Annotated in this window: 16 protein-coding genes; 9 read left to right on the forward strand and 7 right to left on the reverse strand. The window is 69.3% G+C overall.

What is annotated here, in order from left to right; all coding sequences use genetic code 11:
* Nucleotides 1-100: 100 nt before the first annotated feature.
* A complete protein-coding gene (gad, locus tag NS4_RS13960) occupies nucleotides 101-1,540 on the reverse strand; it encodes a glutamate decarboxylase (protein WP_063059991.1) in 1,440 nt (479 codons plus the stop codon).
* 325 nt (nucleotides 1,541-1,865) lie between these two features.
* Here gad and NS4_RS13965 point away from each other — a divergent pair, with 325 nt between their 5' ends.
* Together NS4_RS13965 and NS4_RS13970 are read left to right on the forward strand one after the other, a co-directional pair.
* On the forward strand, nucleotides 1,866-2,291 hold the full coding sequence (locus tag NS4_RS13965) for a VOC family protein (RefSeq protein ID WP_063059932.1): 426 nt from the start codon (nucleotides 1,866-1,868) through the stop codon (nucleotides 2,289-2,291).
* Nucleotides 2,292-2,310: 19 nt separating this feature from the next.
* A complete protein-coding gene (locus tag NS4_RS13970) occupies nucleotides 2,311-3,951 on the forward strand; it encodes an MFS transporter (protein ID WP_063059933.1) in 1,641 nt (546 codons plus the stop codon).
* 126 nt (nucleotides 3,952-4,077) lie between these two features.
* Here the strand turns inward: NS4_RS13970 and NS4_RS13975 are convergent, their stop codons facing one another.
* The 3 genes from NS4_RS13975 to NS4_RS13985 all read right to left on the reverse strand — a co-directional run bounded on the left by NS4_RS13975 (nucleotide 4,078) and on the right by NS4_RS13985 (nucleotide 7,131).
* A complete protein-coding gene (locus NS4_RS13975; protein ID WP_245665370.1) occupies nucleotides 4,078-5,586 on the reverse strand; it encodes a bifunctional phosphatase PAP2/diacylglycerol kinase family protein in 1,509 nt (502 codons plus the stop codon).
* A gap of 126 nt (nucleotides 5,587-5,712) precedes the next feature.
* A complete protein-coding gene (gene msrA / locus NS4_RS13980; protein WP_439955786.1) occupies nucleotides 5,713-6,180 on the reverse strand; it encodes a peptide-methionine (S)-S-oxide reductase MsrA in 468 nt (155 codons plus the stop codon).
* Between the two features lie 138 nt (nucleotides 6,181-6,318).
* Nucleotides 6,319-7,131, reverse strand: a complete 813-nt coding sequence (locus NS4_RS13985; protein WP_063059936.1) for a class I SAM-dependent methyltransferase — start codon at nucleotides 7,129-7,131, stop codon at nucleotides 6,319-6,321.
* Nucleotides 7,132-7,792: 661 nt separating this feature from the next.
* Here NS4_RS13985 and NS4_RS13990 point away from each other — a divergent pair.
* Both NS4_RS13990 and NS4_RS13995 read left to right on the forward strand, forming a co-directional pair.
* Nucleotides 7,793-9,034, forward strand: a complete 1,242-nt coding sequence (locus tag NS4_RS13990; RefSeq protein ID WP_063059937.1) for a cytochrome P450 family protein — start codon at nucleotides 7,793-7,795, stop codon at nucleotides 9,032-9,034.
* A gap of 240 nt (nucleotides 9,035-9,274) precedes the next feature.
* Nucleotides 9,275-10,525 carry a cytochrome P450 family protein gene (locus tag NS4_RS13995; RefSeq protein ID WP_063059938.1) on the forward strand — a complete coding sequence of 417 codons (1,251 nt, stop codon included), beginning with the start codon at nucleotides 9,275-9,277 and terminating at the stop codon, nucleotides 10,523-10,525.
* Here the strand turns inward: NS4_RS13995 and NS4_RS14000 are convergent.
* Nucleotides 10,502-10,969, reverse strand: a complete 468-nt coding sequence (locus NS4_RS14000) for a hypothetical protein (protein ID WP_063059939.1) — start codon at nucleotides 10,967-10,969, stop codon at nucleotides 10,502-10,504. The genes NS4_RS13995 and NS4_RS14000 overlap by 24 nt on opposite strands.
* A 335-nt stretch (nucleotides 10,970-11,304) precedes the next feature.
* On the opposite strand from NS4_RS14000, the gene NS4_RS14005 reads away from it, so the two are divergent.
* Entirely contained in the window at nucleotides 11,305-11,643 is a 339-nt protein-coding gene (locus NS4_RS14005; RefSeq protein ID WP_063059940.1) for a hypothetical protein, read from the forward strand.
* Nucleotides 11,644-11,734: 91 nt separating this feature from the next.
* Here NS4_RS14005 and NS4_RS14010 read toward each other — a convergent pair whose 3' ends face one another.
* Nucleotides 11,735-12,121: a tautomerase family protein gene (locus NS4_RS14010; RefSeq protein WP_063059941.1), complete on the reverse strand. Its 387-nt coding sequence runs from the start codon at nucleotides 12,119-12,121 to the stop codon at nucleotides 11,735-11,737.
* 67 nt (nucleotides 12,122-12,188) lie between these two features.
* On the opposite strand from NS4_RS14010, the gene NS4_RS14015 reads away from it, so the two are divergent.
* Both NS4_RS14015 and NS4_RS14020 read left to right on the forward strand, forming a co-directional pair.
* On the forward strand, nucleotides 12,189-12,725 hold the full coding sequence (locus NS4_RS14015; protein WP_245665372.1) for a MarR family winged helix-turn-helix transcriptional regulator: 537 nt from the start codon (nucleotides 12,189-12,191) through the stop codon (nucleotides 12,723-12,725).
* 3 nt (nucleotides 12,726-12,728) lie between these two features.
* On the forward strand, nucleotides 12,729-13,607 hold the full coding sequence (locus NS4_RS14020) for a bile acid:sodium symporter family protein (RefSeq protein ID WP_063059942.1): 879 nt from the start codon (nucleotides 12,729-12,731) through the stop codon (nucleotides 13,605-13,607).
* Nucleotides 13,608-13,625: 18 nt separating this feature from the next.
* Here NS4_RS14020 and NS4_RS14025 read toward each other — a convergent pair whose 3' ends face one another.
* On the reverse strand, nucleotides 13,626-14,096 hold the full coding sequence (locus tag NS4_RS14025; RefSeq protein WP_157106035.1) for a MarR family winged helix-turn-helix transcriptional regulator: 471 nt from the start codon (nucleotides 14,094-14,096) through the stop codon (nucleotides 13,626-13,628).
* Nucleotides 14,097-14,153: 57 nt separating this feature from the next.
* Between NS4_RS14025 and NS4_RS14030 the strand changes: the two genes are divergently transcribed.
* Both NS4_RS14030 and NS4_RS14035 read left to right on the forward strand, forming a co-directional pair.
* Complete coding sequence (locus tag NS4_RS14030; protein ID WP_063059944.1) at nucleotides 14,154-14,993, forward strand: amidohydrolase family protein; 840 nt, start codon at nucleotides 14,154-14,156, stop codon at nucleotides 14,991-14,993.
* Nucleotides 14,990-15,430, forward strand: coding sequence for a PaaI family thioesterase (locus tag NS4_RS14035; protein WP_245665374.1), 441 nt, complete (start codon nucleotides 14,990-14,992; stop codon nucleotides 15,428-15,430). The genes NS4_RS14030 and NS4_RS14035 overlap by 4 nt, the downstream gene beginning before the upstream one ends.
* Nucleotides 15,431-15,474 lie beyond the last annotated feature (44 nt).

Consider the following 15,474-nt stretch of genomic DNA (forward strand, 5'->3'; position numbering starts at 1 on the left):
TAACGGCACATAGATCAGGTGTCGATAGACCTCGGGCAGGCCCGGCCCGAGTCAGCGGAACCGGCCGGCCACGGCGACTGTGCCGGCCGGTTCCGCTCTGTCACGAACCCGCCGGCCCGACACCCGCCCGGTGCGGGCGGATATCCGCCCCGTGCGAGAACGACGCGGCCTCGGCGCCACGCTCCGGCGCCTGCTGGGCCCGCAACCGCGGCAGCGCGCGCTGCAGCGCCTCGATCAGCAGGTCGGCGAGATCGTGGCTGAAACCGTTGCGGACCACCACGCGCAGCACCGCCAGATCCTCCCGGTCGGCCGGGAAGGTGTAGGCGGGTACCAGCCAGCCCTGTTCCCGCAGCGCCGCCGAGACGTCGAACACCGAATACCCGGTCTCGCCCTCGGCCAGTGTGAAGGCGAAGACGGGCAACTGCCGGCCGTCGGTGATCAGCCGGAACGGGCCCAGCCGCGCGATCCGGTCGGCCAGCGCGGACGCGACCTCGCGGCAGTAGCCCTGCACCCGCGCGTAGCCGCGGTGCCCGAGCCGCAGGAATGTGTAGTACTGGGCAACCACCTGCGCACCGGGCCGGGAGAAGTTCAGCGCGAAGGTCGGCATCTCCCCGCCGAGATAGTTCACCCGGAACACCAGGGCGTCCGGTAGCGCGTCGGCGTCACGCCACAGCACCCAGCCCACCCCCGGGTAGATCAGCCCGTATTTGTGTCCGGAGGTGTTGATCGAGGTGACCCGGGGTTGCCGGAAGTCCCATTCCAGTTCGGGATCACAGAACGGGGCGATCATGGCGCCCGACGCACCGTCCACATGCACCGGGATATCCCAGCCGCGCTCGGCCTGTAACCGGTCCAGCGCCGCGCAGATCTCGGCGACCGGTTCGTAGCTGCCGTCGAAGGTGGACCCCAGGATCGCCACCACTCCGATCGTGTTCTCGTCGCAGCGGGCCGCCGCCTCCGCGGCGGTGAGGTGGAACCGCTCCCCGGACATCGGCACCACGCGCGGCTCCACGTCCCAGTACTCGGCGAACTTCTCCCAGCACACCTGGACATTGATCCCCATCACCAGATTGGGCCGCGCGGCCGACTGCCCGGCGGCCCGGCGCCGTAGTTGCCATCGTCGCTTCATGGCCAGTCCGGCCAGCATGCACGCCTCGCTGGAGCCGGTGGTCGAACACCCGACGGCATGGTCGGGGTCGGCGGCGTGCCACAGATCGGCCAGGATCCGCACACAGCGCTGCTCCAGTTCGGCGGTACGCGGGTACTCGTCCTTGTCGATCATGTTCTTGTCGAAGCATTCGCTCATCAGGACCTGCGCCGCGGGCTCCATCCAGGTGGTGACGAAGGTGGCGAGGTTGAGCCGGGCGTTGCCGTCGAGCAGCAGTTCGTCGTGCACGATCTGGTAGGCGGTATCACTGTCCAGTTCCCCGGCGGGCAGCCGGTTGCGGGGCACCTCGACCGGCTCCCGGGTGAACACCGGATTCACCGCGATATCGTCCCGGTCCGAGCCGCCGGGCCGAGACGGGTGCGTCAATGCCATGGAAACCTCCACCAGCATTCGAGCCGGACGTGGCACCGCCCGGGCGGGCAGCAACCCCGAGTATCACTCGGCGGACGCCGGATCCGGCGCACGGCGGGCCACCCGGGCGGGTCGGGTGCCCGCCCCGGTCCCCGCGAGGTGACGGGATATCGGGCGCGGCACGAAACCACTCCGCGTCTGGGCGGGATCTGCCCCGACACCGGGCCGCGCGGGCTAGGCTCGGCCGATCGGTCCCGCGCCGGCCACCGTGCCCGGCGGCGGCGGGCCGTGGCGCGTTCCCCCTGGTCACACACCCGCACATCCGCATCACCAGAGGAGGAGACCCGTGAAGTCCGTCAACGCGTATCTCATGTTCAACGGCAACGCCGAGGAGGCGTTCACCTTCTACCAGTCGGTGTTCGGCGGCGAGCTCCAGCTGATCCGGTTCGGCGATATGAGCGAGGGCGCGAACCTCCCGGACGAGGCGAAGAGCCTGGTGGCGCATACGGCGCTGCCTCTGGCCGGATCCGGCCAGATACTGATGGGCTCGGATTGCCCGCCCGGCCGCAGCGTCGAGGTCCCGCAACGGCCGAACTTCACCGTCTGCCTCGAGGTCGGCGACCGCGACGAAGCGGAGCGGGTGTTCGGTGCGCTGAGCGAGGGCGGGTCGGTGGATATGCATCTCGCCGAGACGGAGTGGACCGAACTGTTCGGCATGCTCACCGACAAGTTCTCCATCCCCTGGATGATCGACTTCAACTCGTCGCAGTAGCGGCCGCCTACGTCACCCGATGAGTACAGGGCGACCCGAGGCGCCGCCGGCGCGATCCGGTTCCGGACTGGTGCTGGCCGTGCTGTGCGCGGGCCAGTTTTTGATGGCTCTGGACAGTTCGGTGATGAACGTATCCATGGCGACCGTGGCGCAGGACCTCGGGACGAGCATCACCGGCATCCAGACCGCCATAACCCTCTACACGCTGGTGATGGCGTCGCTGATGATCACCGGCGGGAAGATCGGCGCGATAGCCGGCCGCCGGCGCGTCTTCGGGATCGGCCTGGTGGTGTACGGCCTGGGGTCGTTCGTCACCGGTCTCGCGCCGAATCTCGGCGTCCTGCTGGTGGGCTGGTCGCTGCTCGAGGGGATCGGCGCGGCATTGATCATGCCGGCGATCGTGGCCCTGGTTGCCGCGAACATCCCGGCCGAACGCCGGACCGCGGCCTACGGTCTCATCGCCGCCGCGGCCGCCGCGGCGATCGCGGTGGGGCCGCTGTTGGGTGGCGCGGTGACGACCTACGCCTCCTGGCGGCTCGTCTTCTTCGGCGAGGTGGTCCTGGTCGTCGCGATCCTCTTGCTGTTACGCAAGCTGAACGACACCTCCGCCGAACAGGCCCACCTCGACTACCTCGGTTCGGCGCTGTCGATATGCGGCCTGGCGATGATCGTCTACGGGGTACTCCGCTCGAGCGAATGGGGCTGGGTACAGGAGCGGCCCGGCGCACCCGCCGTGTTCGGCCTGTCACCGGTGATCTGGCTGCTGCTCGGTGGCCTGCTCGTCCTGTACCTGCTCCGCGAACGGCTGGCCGTCTGTGTACGCACCGGGCGCGAACCGCTGTTCGATCCGGAGCTACTGGGCAACCGGCAGCTCACCGGCGGTCTGGGTATGTTCTTCGCCCAGTTCGCGGTACAGGCCGGGGTGTTCTTCACCGTCCCGCTGTTCCTCTCGGTGGTCCTCCAGCTCAGCGCTCTCGGAACCGGCGCCCGCCTGCTACCGCTGTCGGTCGCGTTGATCGTGACGGCCGTCGGCATCCCGAAATTCGCGCCGCGGGTGGGTCCGCGGCGCGTGGTCCGCCTGGGCCTGCTCTCCATGACCATCGGGATACTGCTGCTGGCCGGCGGAATGGACCCCGGAGCCGACGCGCGCGTGGTCGCGATCCCGATGCTGCTGATGGGCGCGGGCCTGGGTGCGCTGGCGTCGCAACTGGGTGCGGTGACCGTCTCCGCGGTGCCCGAATCACGCAGTGCCGAGGTAGGTGGGTTGCAGAACACCGCCACCTACCTCGGCGCGTCGCTGGGCACCGCGCTGATCGGCTCCATCCTGATCGCCACGTTGACCTCGTCGGTCACCGAGGGGATCGAGAACAATCCCGCGGTGCCGGCCTCCGTCCAGCAGCAGGCCACCACCGTGCTGGCCGACGGCGTCCCGTTCTTGTCCGACACCCAGTTGCGCGACGCACTCGCCGCCGCCGGAGTGGACGGACCCACCGCCGATTCGGTCGTCTCGGTCAATACATCGGCCCGCCTGGACGCGCTGCACACGGCGTTCGCGGCGACGGCGCTGCTGGCCGTCATCGCGCTGTTCGGTACCAGGCGGCTACCGGAACGGCCCCTGGCGCGGTCGGACGGCGGCACCGGTTCACCCGCCGCCGGATGACCCCGTACCGGTGCACCACTCATCGACACCTTGTATCGGGGAGCCGGCAGCGGCCTCGGGCAACCGCCCGGCACCGGCTCCGACCGCTGGCCCCGGGCAGGGAGCCCGAAGGCTCGCCCGGACCGCTCAGCGGAAACGGAACACCTCGGGCAGCCACGGGGCCCGGCGGTGATGCGGACGGCTGCGGTTGGCCCAGAGCGGATTCGATTCGTCGCGCCGGTACACCGTGAGCTGGCCCGCCACCGAGAAGCGCAGGTGGGTGGCGCTGCCGAACACTTCACCGTCGGCGGCGAGCGGTTCGGGCCGGGGTAGGTACACGAACAGCTCCGACAGTTGCCGTTCTCCGTAGACCCGGCTGTGCCCGATGGCGGCCAACAGCAGCGCCACCACCGCCCGGGTACGGGACCAGCGCAGATCGGCGCGCAACCAGCGGACGTCGAGCAGGCCGGAATCGAGCCGGTCCCGGAACGCCGGTACGGCGCCGTGCGGATGGTAGGGCCCGTTACCGACGAAGAGGAACCACACCCGCTGCCAGTGGTCGTCGAGGTAGATCTCGATCGGTTCGGCGCGGTGCAGGGTGACCACGAGCGCCGCCGCGAACGCCGGCCACTTCCCCCACCGCGACTGCCACTTCTCACGCAACCGGACCAGGTCCGGATAGGAACCGAGGCTGAAGGTATTGATCAGGTGCCGGGTCTGCACCTCGTTGGTGTCACCGTACTGGACCCCGGCGATATCGACCGCGACGGCTTCCCCGACCCCGGTGGCGTCGACGACTTCGAGCAGATCGTAGACACCGAGATCGCGGGCGAAGTGGTTGAGCGTGCCGGTCGGGATCACCACCAGCGGCAACCCGCGGCGCAGGGCGACCGCGGCCACCGCGGCGACGGTCCCGTCGCCGCCGGCCACCCCGAGGGCCGCGACCGGTTCCGGCTGCTCGGCAATGGCCTGCGCGAGAAGTTCGGCGCAGTCGACATCGGGCCGGGTGCGCAGCACCACCGCGGCCGGCAGAGCCGCGGCGATATCGTCGGTGGGGTCGTAGTTGGCGTCACCGGATACCGGGTTCACGATGACGACGAGCCCCTTGCCCTCGGCGAGCACGGGCGCCTCGCGGACCAGCCGGGCCCGCGCCTCATCGGATTCACGTACCGGCCACCAGCGCCGGGTGGCCAGCGCGATCCCGGAGCCCACTGCCGCGCCGACGAGGACATCCGAGCCCCAGTGCACTCCCGTGTGCACCCGGGAGTAGGCGACCGCCGCGGCCAGCGGCGCGACGGCCAGCGCGGTCCGCGGACTCTCCATCGCGACCGCGGTCGCGAAGGCCGCGGCGCTGGCGCTGTGCCCGGAAGGAAACGACGACGAGGACGGGGGCGGGGACAGCCGGCGGTACTCCGGCATCAGTTCCGCCGCCGGACGGCGGCGCGCGAAAATCGGCTTGAGCACGAGATTGGCCACGAAACTGGCGCCGGCCACCGAGACCACCCCGCGCAACCCCGCCCGCCGGGTGGCGCCCTGGCGTACGGCCAGCAGCCCCGCACAGGCCATCCACAGGACACTGTGGTCGGCGCTGCCGGTCAGTCGCAGCAAGCCCGCGTCCAGTCGGGAGGCGGGCAGTTCCGCCACCGCGCCGCCCACCGCGCGATCGAATCGCCCTATTTTCCGGAACCTACGGCGCGCCCAACCACTCACTCGCCCGACACTACTCATCACCGCGGCCGGGCCGCGAACCGAAGCGGCGCGGCCGCGGTGATACCCCGAGACCTACTGTGCGGTGGTCTGCCGCCGCGGCAACTTCCACCCCGGCCGCGGGAAGTGGCAGGTGTAGCCGTTGGGGAAGTGCTGCAGATAATCCTGGTGCTCGGGTTCGGCCTCCCAGAATTCCGGCGCGGGTGTCACCTCGGTGACGACCTTGCCCGGCCACAATCCCGAATCCTCGACGTCGACGATGGTGGCCAGCGCCTCGCGCTTCTGTTCGTCGTCGAGATAGAAGATCTCCGAGCGGTAGCTGCTGCCGATATCGTTGCCCTGACGATCCTTGGTGGTCGGATCGTGGATCTGGAAGAAGAACTCCAGCAGCGCCCGGTAGTCGGTCTGCGCCGGGTCGTAGACGATCTCCACGGCCTCCGCGTGTCCCGGATGGTTGCGGTAGGTGGGGTGGTCGTTGCGCCCGCCGGTGTAGCCGACGCGCGTCGATACGACCCCGGGCTGCTTACGGATCAGCTCCTGCATACCCCAGAAGCATCCGCCGGCCAGGATCGCCTTGCGCGTTTCGGTCACGCTTCCTCCTCGGTCTTCCGCTTGTCCTGCCCCGGGTACAACCCGCGACCGGCTCCGGAAAATCCCGTTCCGGAGCCGATCGGCGCGTGGTCAGTCACGATGCGCGGTCACCAGCAGATACTCCCATTCCATCCGGCCGTTGCCCAGGTCGTGCGCGGCGCCGAGATCGGCCAGTTCCCGATCCAGCCGCGCGGCCCGGTCCGGCTCGTCGGCGAGCGTTCTGTACACGGTGACCAGGGGACCGTAGTTGGCCTTGAAGAAGTCACGGAAGGCGGTGCCGTCGGCGAAGCACTCGACAACAGCACGCTCCCGGCGCAGCTCCAGGCGGGTCACCCGGTCCCCGAGCAATTCCGTGACATGCGCTTCCTCACCCCACAGCGGCGGCGGCTGCGCGCCGGGCGGCGGGGCGGGGGCATACGGCTTCATCACCGCGAACATCCGGCCGATGAAACCTTCCGGTGTCCAGTTGATCAGGCCGATCGTCCCGCCCGCTCGGGTGACCCGGACCAGCTCGTCGGCGGCGGTCCGATGAAACGGCGCGAACATCACCCCGACGCAGGAGAGGACGGCGTCGAAGGCGCCGGAGTCGTAGGGCAGGGCTTCGGCGTCGGCCTGTTCCCAGGTGAGCTCCACACCCGCGGCAGCGGCATTGCGGCGGCCGGCCTCGAAGAGTTCGGGGGTGAGGTCGCTTGCGACGACCTCGGCACCCGCCTCGGCCGCCGGTATCGCCGCGTTCCCGGCGCCGGCGGCGATATCGAGTACCCGCTGCCCGGGTCCGATACCGCAGGCGGCGACCAGCCTCCTGCCGAGTCCGGGAATCACATCGGCGGCCACCCGGGGGTAGTCGCCGGAGGCCCACATCGCTCTGTGCTTGCCCTTGAGGTCGGGCGCGAACTGCGTCATCGTCTGCTCCTCGAGGTCGATCGGAACCTGGAACCGCTTACGGCAGGTCGCGCCCTCCGGACAACTTCGCGGCCGCCCTCTGTAGTCGTTTCGCGTAGTCGTTTCGCCAGCTCAACGGCGTGCCGGCTCGTCCCATTGTCAGCCCGGCGGCCGCGCGCCGCAAACCCCGGATTCGATCCACCACCGCAGCCGTCGGGGAACTGTGTAGCCCGAGCCGGACCGGTCGGATCCGGCCGCCGCGGCCCACACGCTCGAGCGGCTACGCGTGGGACTCGCCGGGCCTCGCGCCACGACGAGGGCCGGTCCGATGCCCGCGGACCGTCCGCACCGCGCGCCGCGCACGGTCCGAACGCGGCTGGCGCCGACTATCGCTGTGTCCCGAGGGCGACCGCGGACTCACCTGGCGGACCACGCCCAACGACCGTAGTGTTCTCCTGGATCATCGGGCGCGCCGCGCCTGTAGGCAACGCCCACCGAGCGCGCATACCCGCGGCCGTACGCCGCCGCCCGCGCGACCTGCATCACCTCGCGGCATGGCCATCGAACACCATGTGGCGCAAGGTAATTCACGATCATCTCCAGTAGGGTGCTACCTCATGCCGAGACGACGGACCGACCGCTCGGAAGGTCTCGGCATATCACGACCAGTCTGGAGTAATCCTTGAGCACGCCACCGCCCGATACCCACACCGCACCCGGCTCACCTTTCACCGACGACGGCCCCCGCGTCCCCCTCTACGCACCCGAATTCGCCGAGGATCCCCACCGGGTGTTCCAGCAGATGCGCCGCGAACACCGGGCGATGGTGCCGGTCGATCTGGCTCCCGACGTCCCCGCGACCCTGGTGATCGACCACCGGGCCGCAGTCCGCATCCTCAACGACCACGAGCACTTTCCCGCCGACCCGCGTGCCTGGCAGCAGCGCATGCCCGCCGACTGCCCCGTACTGCCGATCATGGAATGGCGCCCGATCGCGGCACGCAGCACCGGAATCGACCAGCAGCGTTACCGGGAGGCCAATGTCGCGGCGCTGGCCGCGATCGACCTGCACGCCATCCGCTCCGCGGTCGAGGAGATCGCCGTACCGCTGATCAGTGCCTTCTGCCAAACCGGGCGAGCCGATCTACTGGTGCAGTACGCCTTCCCGCTCGCCTTCGAGGTCTGCAACACCCTGCTCGGTTGCCCACCCGAGATCGGCCGGCGCGTCGCCGCCGGTATGGCCGCGATGTTCGAAGGTGTGGACGCCGACGAGGGTAACCGGATGATCGGCGCGGCCCTGGCAGAACTGGTGGCGCTCAAACGAACCGAACCGGGCAACGATGTCACCTCGCTACTGCTCGATCATCCCGCCGAACTGGACGAGGAGGAGATGATCCACCAGGTGACAAGCCATTACGGCGCGGGCATCGAACTGCAGCAGAATCTCATCGCCAACACTCTGCTGCTCATCCTCACCGACGAACGTTTCGGCGGAAACGTGCTCGACGGCAGCCTCTCCACCCGCGACGCCCTCGACGAGGTCCTTTTCGACAACCCGCCCATGGCCAATTTCCTCATCACCTACCCCCGCCAGCCGATTCTGATCGACGACGTCTGGCTCCCCGCCCACCAACCCGTCGTCATCAGCATCGCCGCCTGCAACCACGACCCCTCCATCCGCTCCGACGACCACCGCGGCAACCGCTCCCACCTGTCCTGGGGCCTGGGCCAGCGCAACTGCCCGGCGCAGACACTGGCCTACCTGGTCGCCCAGGACGCCATCGACCAACTACTGGACGCGCTTCCCGAACTCGAGGCCGATCTGCCACCCGAGGGCCCTACCTGGCGCCCCGGCCCCTTCCACCGGTCACTCACCGCACTGCCGGTGAAATTCCCGCCGTCACCCCCGTTCACATTCCGCTGATATTCCGCACGCCCACCCGAACGATCCGCCGCGTCCCCGCCCGGGCACACCGCCACCGAGGACCGAACAGCACGACCGGTACCCCATGGACAGAGCAGCACGGCGCGATGTCGCGTATGCGCAAAACGAATTCGGCCGCAACATCTTCGGCGGCCCGGTCGCGTATCGTGCCCGAGCGGGTCGCAATGACAGGACCGCACTCGGGCCTCTCGTCGACCACTGCGAAACTACGGAGTCACTGTGAGCACCTCTCATCCCGATACCCACACCCCACCCCGTGCCGTTCACGGTTCGCCCTTCGCCGACGGCGGCCCGCGCATCCCCCTCTACTCGGCCGAATTCGCCGCGGACCCGCACCGGGTGTTCCAGCAGATGCGCCGTGAACACCGCTCGATGGTACCCGTGGATCTCGCACCCGATGTGCCCGCGACCCTGGTCATCGAACATCGGACCGCCGTCCGCATCCTCAACGACCACGAACACTTCCCCGCCGACCCCCGGACCTGGCAGCAGAGCATGCCCGCCGGCTGCCCCGTACTGCCGATCATGGAATGGCGGCCGGTGCCGGCCCGTAGCACCGGAATCGACCAGCAGCGTTACCGGTCGGCGAATCTGGCCGCGCTCGCGGAGGTGGATCTGCACGGACTCCGCGCGTCGGTGGAGCAGATCGCGATGCCCCTGATCAACTCCTTCTGCGAGACCGGCCGAGCCGATTTGCTGATGCAGTACACCTTCCCGCTCGCCTTCGGGGTCTGCAACACCCTGCTCGGTTGCCCACCCGAGATCGGGCAGCAGGTCGCCGCCGGTATGGCCGCCATGTTCGAAGGGATCGACGCCGGTGCCGGCAACCAGATGATCAATGCCGCACTGGCCGAACTGGTCGCGCTCAAACGGGCCGAGCCCGGAGACGACGTCACCTCGCGGCTACTACAACACCCCGCCGCACTGGACGAGGACGAAATGGTCCATCAGCTGGCGGGTCTGTACGGGGCGGTGATCGAGCTACAGCAGAACCTCGTGGCGAACGCGCTGCTGCTCATCCTCACCGAGGAACGTTTCGGCGGAAATGTGCTCGGCGGCAGCCTCTCCACCCGCGACGCCCTCGACGAAGCGCTGTTCGACAACCCGCCCATGGCCAATTTCCTCATCACCTACCCCCGCCAGCCGATTCTGATCGACGACGTCTGGCTCCCCGCCCACCAACCCGTCGTCATCAGCATCGCCGCCTGCAACCACGACCCCTCCATACGCTCCGACGACCACCGCGGCAACCGCTCCCACCTGTCCTGGGGCCTGGGCCAGCGGACCTGCCCGGCGCAGACTCCGGCCTACCTGGTCGCCCAGGACGCCATCGACCTGCTGCTGGACGCGCTTCCCGAACTCGAACTGGATGCCCCCGAGGGGCCCGCCTGGCGACCGGGGCCCTTCCACCGGTCACTCACCGCACTGCCGGTGAAATTCCCGCCGTCACCGCCGATTTTCCTCGGGTGACGCGGACGCGTCCCCGCTCCGTCCGCCGCGATGGGGACCTTCGATGGTCCGCGCGGCACGCGCCCAGACACTTTCGATATCGAAACGGTCGGCCTGCCACGAGTCGGTGACGACCCGGACCCGGCCCCGCCAGGCCCGCATGATCCGGGCGTGCACCGGCCATCGCACGAAGCGCCGCATATCCCGCTCGCTGTCCCATACGGAGATGGAACCACCGCGCAGCTGCGCGGGCCGGCCCCAGAGCCACACTCCCACCGCGCCCTGCAGCACCGGCCAGGTCTCGCCCAGTTCGAGTCCCTCCCGGTAGATCTGCTGGACTTCCTTCTCCGATGTCGCCAGGAAATCGGTCACGCTGACGAACACCGTCCCGGCGGAGTCGGCACCGGGGCCCGGCTTCCACGGCATGAGCACCGTGCCCTCCGAGAACGGCGAGGCGGCGGTCACGAGCCGGCTCGCACGGTGGTGAGGTCGATGAGCGTCATATAAGTAAACATTCGCATACAATAGGCACATGTTTACTATTTCGCAAGACCCCCGGCGCGCACGACCGAACGACCCCGGCCCTGCGGGCCGGAGCCGGCGCACGGACCGAAAACACGGGCGGACACATCGGATCCGGCGCTCTCCGCCCGACCGGCTCCGACCCGCACAACCGACACGGGCAGAGTCCTGAAAAAACTTTCGCGGCAACACTTTCGGTCACCCGGCTAACACGGACCCGATCGCGGCGATAGGAGAGGCAATCGGGTTCCCGGACCCGCACACCGAAGGAGAGTGCTGTGAAATCGACCGTCCGATACCTGCTCACCGGCGCGGCCGCACTCGCGGCCCTGACCTTCACCGGCGCACCGCAGGCCATGGCCTATCCGGTCGGACCGTGGGGGGTGGAGGGTCCGTGCACCGGCCTGCCGCCGAACCAGTGCCCGTGGAGCCCCTCCGAGGACGGCCTCACCTGGTCGTACAAGGGCCATTCCTCGCACTACGACAAGATGGGCAACTACGTCTGCAACACCAACCAGTGGGAACCCCTGCGCACCGCGTACTGCACGACGGTGATGACACTGGTCCGCGCGCTGCCGCCGGTCCCGATCGGCGAGGTGCTCGGCGGGCAGAGCTGACCCGCCGGGGTTCGCGGGGCGGGAGCCCGAGGCCGGCGATCACCGAATGCCCTGCCGCCGAGTTCCCCCGCGACTCGCGACGCGTCCACGGCTAGTGCGCAGCCAGTACCCCACCGATACCGGTGCGGCCGGCCGGCGTCCCCACGAACTCGACGGTCACACCCGACCGGACCTCTTCACCGAACACCGAGACGACCGCGTCGGTCACTCCGGATATGAGGCGGGACACGATCTGCGGCCCGTCCGCCCGTTCGAACGCCGCCTCTTTGATGCCGAAGGTCACGCTCGGCGCCGACTTCGCCACAGGCACACCGCCGATCGCCCAGCGGCCGTCGGGTAGACCGATCAGCCGGATGTCCACGATGGTCCGGGCCCAGTCGCCGTAGACCTCGACGACCGCGTCGGTCAGCCTGTCGATCAGCCAGGGCTCCCGGCCCGCGAGGTCACGTTCCAGGACGTGCACAGTCAGATGCGGCATCGGAGCCCCTTAGGATAGATCAATAACAAATCATATTTGTAAGCAAAGGTAAATCGGAGGTTGTCAGGTGTCAACACCCGACTCCGCGGACGACACCGTCCGGGAGCTGCTGCTCCTGATGCCGCGTCTGGTCGGCCGGGCAAAGCGAATGCGCCCGCCGGCGGAGCTGCAGTCGTTCGACCTGGCTCCGCGACATCTGTCGCTGCTGGCGCTGCTCCTGCTCGACGGCCCGCAGACGGTCTCACAACTGGCCGGCCGGCTCGGTGTCGCACCCACGACGGTGAGCCTCATCGTGAGCGACCTGAGCCGCAAAGAGGTACTGGTCCGCCACGAGGACGCCGCCGATCGCCGGCGCCGCATCATCGATATCGGCCCCGCGAGCAGACCGGCCATCTCCGAGTGGCTCTCCCCCGGCGCATACGCGTGGCGCGCGGCCCTGGCGCCGTTGACTCCCGCGCAGCGCCGCATGGTCGTCGACACCCTCCTCGCCTACGAGGCCGCGGTCGCGGAGGCCACCGGCGAACGACCAGGCGCCGCCCGGGTCGAGCCCTCCCGCTTGACGGGACCCGAGGCCCCGGGCGACACTCGGCCGTCGGAAGGATGACACATGGGGTCAACGCTTTTCGCGATCGCGCTGCCGCTGGCACTGGGAATCGTCATGTTCGGGCTGGGACTCACCCTCACCGTCGGCGACTTCGCCCGAGTGGCACGCTTTCCCAAGGCGGCGCTGATCGCATTGACCTGTCAGCTGATCGTGCTGCCCGCCCTCTGTTTCGGTCTGGTGCGACTGTTCGGCCTCGACGGCGCGCTGGCGGTGGGCATGATGCTGCTGGCCGCCTCACCCGGCGGCACCTCGGCGAATCTGTTCAGCCATATCGCCGGCGGCAATGTCGCCTTGAACATCACGCTGACGGCGGTGAACTCCGTGCTCGCCGTCTTCACGCTGCCGATCGTGGTGGGGCTGTCCTACTCGGTGTTCCTGGACGACGGCACGGGTATCGGCCTGCAACCCGGCAAGTTCCTTCAGGTCTTCGCCCTGGTCCTGGTCCCGGTAGTGCTCGGTATGACGGTGCGGCGCCTCTTCGCCGCCTGGGCCCTGCGGATGCACACCACCGTCAAGATCGCCGCCGCGGCGGTGCTGGCACTGGTGGTCGTCGCGGCCCTGGTCTCGGAATTCGATGCCTTCACCGAGCATGTCGGGCAGCTGGGCGCCATCGCCCTGCTGCTGTGCGTGTGCAGCCTGCTCATCGGTTACGCGGTACCGCGCGCGTTCGGAGTGGAGCGGGCGGACGCGATCGCCGCCGGTATGGAGATCGGCGTGCACAACGCGGCCCTGGCCATCACCATCGCGGTGACCGTACTGGGCAACGAGACCATGGCGGTTCCCGGCGCGGTCTACGGCTTCCTCATGAACATCCCCGCGGCCCTCGCCACCTTCCTGTTCGCCCGCTCCCGGCGCACCGAACCCGCTCCGGCCCCGGCCTGACCGCTGCGACCGGCGACCTCACGTCCGGCCGGGCGAACCCGCCTCGTCCGGCCGGGTCGGAAGCGACGCGACCGCCGAATCGAGGGCATCCAGCAATTCGGCGAACCGCGCCCGGCCGTCGACGCCCAGGGCGTCCAGAACGAGACCGTTGAGCACCCCGTAGGTCTCCTGGGCCCGGCCGATCGTCTCCCGCCCGCGGGCAGTGAGGAACAGGGCGACCGCCCGGGGATCCTGATCGCTCACCCGCCGCTCGACCAGGCCGGCACCGCGTAGGCGCCCCATCGCGGCGACCACGGCGGATTCGCCGAGCCGCAGGCGCCGGGCGATATCACGCTGGGAACAGCCCGGATCGTCGGCGATGACGGAAAGGATCCCGGCCTGGGCCGTGGTGACGCCGGCACTGTCGATCAGCAGGTGGTCGGACTTCTTGCGCAGCGAATGAGCCACCTGCTGGATCCGGCCGACCAATCGGTACGGGTCCCTTGCCATCCTGTCCACCTCTCAATACTTTGATAGTGAAGTATATCCTTCCGGAAGGAGCTGTCCATGGGCGCGATCGACGTCTGGGCCCAGCAGGTGGGCCCCCGAATGGCCCGCGAGCCCTGGCTGGCCACCCTGCTGCGCTGGACCGGTAAGGACCCCGCGGACATGGCCCCCGGGATCGACCGGACGCTCGCGCGGATGGACGCCGCCGGAGTGGATCTCGCGCTGCTGTCGGCCTGGTACGGGCCCGGCGGCGCCCTGATCACCAACGACGAGGTGCGGGCCGCCGTCGAGCACGCACCCGGCAGATTCCGCGGCCTGCTCGGAGTCGACCTCCGCGACCCCGTGCGTGCCGCGCGGACCGTCCGCGACCTGGCCGGCGACGTCTTCGTGGGCGTCCGGGTCGTCCCCTGGTTGTGGGAGCTACCGCCGGATCATCGGCTCTACTACCCCGTCTACACCGCGTGCGTCGAGGCGGGCGTACCGCTGTGCACCCAGATCGGGCACACCGGACCGTTGAAGACCTCGGAAACCGGCCGGCCCATCCCGTACCTGGAGCGGGTCCTGCTCGATTTCCCGGATCTGGTGGTGGTGGGTGGTCATGTGGGATTCCCGTGGCTGGACGAAGTCGTCACGCTCACGGTCAAATTCCCGAACTTCTACGTCGACACCTCCGCCTATGCGCTCGACCGGCTGCCCGCGGCGTTCCTCGACTACGCCCGAACGCTGGGCCGCCGCCGCGTCATGTTCGGCACGAACTGGCCGATGATCGATCCGGGCCGGGCACTGCGGGACCTGACGAGCTTGGGCTGGGACGCGGAACTGCGTGCCGATTTCCTCGCCGGCACCGCCCGGCGGGTGTTCCGCCTGCCCGATACCCCGGCCGCGGCGGCCCGGGCGTGAGCACCCTCGATCCGCGGATGCGCGCGCACATCACGGACAGCTTTGCACGTCAGGGGCTGATGGCACATCTCGGCGCCCGCCTGTCCACGATCGAGCCGGGCCACGTCGAGATCACCCTCGATCACGCACCCACACTCACCCAGCAGCACGGCTACTTCCACGCCGGCGCCACCGGCGCGATCGCCGATACGGCCGGCGGCTACGCGGCCCTGTCGACCTTCGATACCGCCGATTCGGTCCTGACCGTGGATTACAGCGTCAATCTGCTCGCTCCCGCGCGCGGCGAGCGACTGGTCGCACGGGGGCGGGTCGTGCGCACCGGGCGGACCATCGCGGTGTGCTCGCTGGATGTCCACGCCGTGGACGGCGAGCAGTCGACCCATGTGGCAACCGGCCGCCAGACCCTGATACGCCTGGCGGGCCGTCCCGATCGCTGAGCGCCGGCCGGATACCGAGATGAGTCCGCTCGGCCGCGGGATCT

The sequence above is a fragment of the Nocardia sienata NBRC 100364 genome (genome assembly GCF_001613205.1).
GTDB classification, from domain to species: Bacteria; Actinomycetota; Actinomycetes; order Mycobacteriales; family Mycobacteriaceae; genus Nocardia; species Nocardia sienata.